Source organism: Mesorhizobium sp. M7A.F.Ca.CA.002.04.1.1, from assembly GCF_004022805.1.
In the GTDB taxonomy this organism is placed as follows: domain Bacteria; phylum Pseudomonadota; class Alphaproteobacteria; order Rhizobiales; family Rhizobiaceae; genus Mesorhizobium; species Mesorhizobium ciceri.
This window is the reverse complement of sequence record NZ_RZPL01000575.1, coordinates 1-3,825: the sequence shown is the minus strand read 5'-3', so window position 1 is coordinate 3,825 and position 3,825 is coordinate 1. Positions and strand designations below refer to the sequence as shown.

Genomic DNA, 3,825 nt, shown 5'->3' with positions numbered 1-3,825 from the left:
GACGATGCCAAGCCCCGCCTCAAGCCCGAGGTCGATGCGGCGCGAGCCGAGCGCCCGGTTGATCTCGGTGCCGAGCCCGCCGGCGCCGATCAGTGCGGCAAACACCACCATCGACAGCGACAGCATGATCGATTGCGTCAGGCCGGCCATGATGGTGGGCAGCGCCGACGGCAGTTCCACCTTCCACAGCAGCTGGCTCTTGGTGGCGCCGAAAGCCTCGCCGGCCTCGACGATCGACTTCGGCACCGAGACGACGCCCAGATGCGTGAGCCGGACCGCGGTCGGGATGACGAAGATGATGGTGACGATGAGGCCGGGCGCGTTGCCGAGGCCGAACAGCGTCAGCACCGGGATCAGGTAGACGAAGGTCGGCAGCGTCTGCATCAGGTCGAGCACCGGCAGCATGACGCGGTAGACCTTCGGCTTGTGCGCTGCCCAGATGCCGAGCGGCACGCCGATGGCCATGGCCATGGCAGCGGCCGCGACGACCAGCACCAGCGTCTGCACCGTCTGCTTCCAAAGGTTCTGGTTGATGATGAAGATCAGGCCGAGAAAGACGCCGATGGCAAGCGGTCGCGAGCGTTGCAGCAGCCAGGCGACAACGGCGATGACCAGCGCCAGCAGCACCGGCGGCACCATCAAGAGGATGCCGACCAGCCCGTCGAGCAGGAAATTGAGGCCATTCGAAAAGGCCCTGAACACAGTGTCGAAATTGTCGGTGAGGAAACCGAAGAAGGCCTTTCCCCAGGCGCCGATCGGAATCTTGTGATCGACCATGAATTTCGAAATCGGATCCATATCGCCCCTCTCGTGCAGGAGACCGCCCTGCCCCTCGGCCTCGGCCGTCGTCATCTTGTCACAGGATATGAAAAAGGGCAGCCTTTTCTAAGATGGCTGCCCTTCCTGGTTCGGCTTTGCCGAATTCAGTCGGCTCAGCTTCCGAGCGCGGTCTTGATGGCGGCGGCAGCGTCACCGCCGTCGAAGGTGGTCACGCCGGCTATCCACGGGGCAACGGCATCCGGGTGCTTCTTCAGCCAGTCGGTTGCAACCGTATTGGCGTCGCCGCCCTTGAGGATCGCGTCCATCATCTCGCCTTCCATGTCCAGGTTGAACTTCAGGTTGGCGATGAACTTGCCGGCGTTCGGGCATTCGGTGGTGTAGCCCTTGCGCACATTGGTGTAGACGGTGGCGGCGCCGAAGCCGCTGTCGCCCATGCCGTCGAGATAGGTGATCTTCATGGCGCCCATCACCGGATGCGGCGTCCAGCCGAGGAAGGCGATCCATTCATTGTTCTTCATCGACTGCTCGGCCTGCGTCAGCATGCCGGCTTCCGAGGATTCGACCAGCTCGAAGCCTTCGAGATTGTCCTTCGGGTTCTTGATCATGTCGAGGATGATGCGGTTGCCGTCATTGCCGGCCTCGATGCCATAGATCTTGCCGTTGAACTTGTCCTTGAACTTGCCGATATCGGTCAGCGATTTGACGCCGGCGTCGGCGACATAGGTCGGCACGACGATGCCGTAGCCGGCGCCGGTCAGGTTGGTGCTGATCGTCTCGACCGAACCGTCGGCTGTATAGTCCTTGATGTCGTTGGTCATCGACGGCATCCAGTTGCCGAGGAACACGTCGAGATCCTTGTTCTTCAGCGACGCCATGGTCACCGGCACCGACAGCTGGATCGTTTGCGGCTCATAGCCGAGCGCGGTCAGCAGCACGGAGGCGACGCCGGTCGTCGCCTGGATGTCGGTCCAGCCGACGTCGGAAAGGCGCACCGCCTTGCAGCTTGCCGGATCACCGGCGTAGGCAGCGCTGGTTGACAAAAAAGCCGCCAGGCCGAGGCCGGCGACGAAAGAGTTCATACGCGACATAGACAGTCTCCCATTGTGATTCTTTGGCGAAGCGTAGCTACGGTTTCTATGCCCGCCTTGTTTCGTCAGCCAAACACCATTCTGGTGTGGTTTCAAGCATTAAGACAATCACGATCAACGGCGCGGGCTGGCCAATCAGCGACACATCAGGCGCTTTTGTCTGGCCAGCCGGCTTTTTCAGGGGAATGCCGCTCTGGCCCCTCCCCGTGTCAGGCCAAGTCGGCTTAAAAGAGCGGCATGGCCAAGCTTTACTTCCACTACGCGACGATGAACGCCGGCAAGACGACGATGCTCTTGCAGGCCTCTTACAATTACCGCGAGCGCGGCATGGGCACGATGCTGTTCGTCGCCGGCCACTACCGCAAGGGCGATACAGGCCTGATCTCGTCGCGCATAGGCCTGGAGACGGAAGCCGAGATGTTTCGCGACGGCGACGATCTGTTCGCCCGCGTCGCCGCTCATCACGCGCATACGTCGGTGCATTGCGTCTTCGTCGACGAGGCGCAGTTCCTCGAGGAAGAGCAGGTCTGGCAGCTCGCCCGCATCGCCGACCGGCTGAACATCCCGGTCATGTGCTACGGCCTGCGCACCGATTTCCAGGGCAAGCTGTTTTCCGGCTCGCGCGCGCTGCTGGCCATCGCCGACGATTTGCGCGAAGTGCGCACCATCTGCCGATGCGGCCGCAAGGCGACGATGGTCGTGCGCCTCGGCCCCGATGGCAAGGTGGCGCGCCAGGGCGAGCAGGTGGCGATCGGCAAGGACGTCTATGTCTCGCTCTGCCGCCGCCACTGGGAGGAAGAGATGGGCCGCGCCGCGCCAGACGACTTCATCGGCTTTATCAAGGGCTGACGGTCGGCGGCCTTGACCCCGGCCCGATGCAGCGTTTCTTAAGGCCTCGGTACTATAACGCAGCCAGCCAGAGCTCCCCGGGGTCAGCCATGCTTCGAGACGCTTCGTTCGCCAGTATCCTTCTCCTTGCCAGCTCGCTCGTAGCCCATGCCGGCGGTGATCCTGCCCTGGGCAAGAAGGTCTTCAACCGATGCATGGCCTGCCATGACGCAGCCACCGACCGCGACAAGGTCGGTCCGCATCTGTTGGGCGTCGTTGGCCGCACCGCCGGCAGCGCAGAGAGCTTTCTTGGCCACTATTCCGAGGCGATGAAGAGTGCCGGCGCCGCCGGCCTGGTCTGGGATGAAGCCAATCTCGCCGAGTATCTCAAGGCCCCAAAGCTGAAGGTGCCGGGCAACAAGATGGCCTTCGGCGGCCTGACCAATGACGACGACATCGCCAATGTCATCGCCTATCTGAAGGCCGATCCCAAGCCTTGATCCGCTGTTCATCAGCTCTGTAAAACCGGCTTTCCCCTCGCATATCGCGGCCGCGATTGCTTCAGTCGTTTGCCGAATACAAAGGCATCCGTGCGCCCTCGGCTTGCCGCATGAAAGTTCAATGACAGCTGAACTACGGCTGGCAGGCAAGCTAATCACGCCAGGCCCCCGCCTTCACTGGTTTTCAAGACCCTGATGGATTCTTTTGTTTTCACGCCGCCCTTGTTGTCACGTCTTTCAATCCCCCGATGCCCCACATATATTCGCCGCTGTTCGCGACCAGCGACGTCATGCCGAAGCGGGAGGCCCCAATGGCGACATTGCAGAATTTCGACGCCGAAATTGCCAAGACCAAGCAGGTCGTGCAGGACATGCGCTCCAAGATCGAGCAGTCCGGCACCATGCTTGATACGCTCGCCACATCGGACAAGAAGATCGGCGACGCCAATTTCGACCTCGAGAACGCCCGCATCGAGGATGTGCTGAAGCAGCAAAAGGTGATGGAAGGCAACATTGCCGACCTGATCATCGGCCTGGAGGACGCCACCAACGTCTTCGGCTCCGAGTTCGAGAGCATGAAGAACTACACCGGCTGGGAAAAATTCATCGGTATCTTCTCCAGCCAGAGC

The 3,825-nt window shown here is 61.5% G+C and carries 4 protein-coding genes and 1 pseudogene; 3 read left to right on the top strand and 2 right to left on the bottom strand.

Annotated elements, in window-relative coordinates:
- Both choW and ENZ75_RS24550 read right to left on the bottom strand, forming a co-directional pair.
- Positions 1-798 (bottom strand): choline ABC transporter permease subunit (choW, locus tag ENZ75_RS24555; protein WP_128278375.1); only part of this gene is annotated, 798 nt, incomplete at its 3' end.
- A 134-nt stretch (positions 799-932) separates the two neighbouring features.
- Complete coding sequence (locus tag ENZ75_RS24550; protein WP_013529956.1) at positions 933-1,868, bottom strand: choline ABC transporter substrate-binding protein; 936 nt, start codon at positions 1,866-1,868, stop codon at positions 933-935.
- Between the two features lie 237 nt (positions 1,869-2,105).
- On the opposite strand from ENZ75_RS24550, the gene ENZ75_RS24545 reads away from it, so the two are divergent.
- The 3 genes and pseudogenes from ENZ75_RS24545 to ENZ75_RS24535 form a co-directional block, all read left to right on the top strand.
- On the top strand, positions 2,106-2,717 hold the full coding sequence (locus ENZ75_RS24545) for a thymidine kinase (protein WP_013529955.1): 612 nt from the start codon (positions 2,106-2,108) through the stop codon (positions 2,715-2,717).
- A gap of 89 nt (positions 2,718-2,806) precedes the next feature.
- Positions 2,807-3,196, top strand: coding sequence for a cytochrome c family protein (locus tag ENZ75_RS24540; protein ID WP_063168854.1), 390 nt, complete (start codon positions 2,807-2,809; stop codon positions 3,194-3,196).
- A 311-nt stretch (positions 3,197-3,507) separates the two neighbouring features.
- Positions 3,508-3,825: pseudogene (locus ENZ75_RS24535) on the top strand (hypothetical protein); the annotation flags it as partial.

Excerpts from the sequence above, each read along its gene's own strand:
- ENZ75_RS24550 (WP_013529956.1), bottom strand. The coding sequence starts at position 1,868 with ATGTCGCGTATGAACTCTTTCGTCGCCGGCCTCGGCCTGGCGGCTTTT.
- ENZ75_RS24545 (WP_013529955.1), top strand. The coding sequence starts at position 2,106 with ATGGCCAAGCTTTACTTCCACTACGCGACGATGAACGCCGGCAAGACG.
- ENZ75_RS24540 (WP_063168854.1), top strand. The coding sequence starts at position 2,807 with ATGCTTCGAGACGCTTCGTTCGCCAGTATCCTTCTCCTTGCCAGCTCG.